Below are 301 nucleotides of genomic sequence, written 5' to 3' on the forward strand. Positions count from 1 at the left end.
CTCTTGCAGGGCCGGCCAGGTGTGTGGATGGGTAGGGGAGCGTCGTGTGGCGGTGGAAGCGGCGGAGTGATCCAGCCGTGGACGCCACACGAGTGAGAATGCAGGCATGAGTAGCGAGAGGGGAGTGAGAACCTCCCCCGCCGGAAGACCAAGGGTTCCTGGGCCAGGCTAATCCGCCCAGGGTGAGTCGGGACCTAAGGCGAGGCCGACAGGCGTAGTCGATGGACAACGGGTTGATATTCCCGTACCCGCGAAGGAACGCCCATGCTGAACCCAGCGATGCTAACCCACCGACGCCGGT

Annotated in this window: 1 rRNA gene; it reads left to right on the forward strand. The window is 64.5% G+C overall.

The window, feature by feature from the left end:
* Positions 1–301 (forward strand): 23S ribosomal RNA (locus E9529_RS21635); the annotation flags it as partial.

Origin of the sequence: Blastococcus sp. KM273128 (assembly GCF_021698975.1) — a bacterium.
In the GTDB taxonomy this organism is placed as follows: Bacteria; Actinomycetota; Actinomycetes; order Mycobacteriales; family Geodermatophilaceae; genus Blastococcus.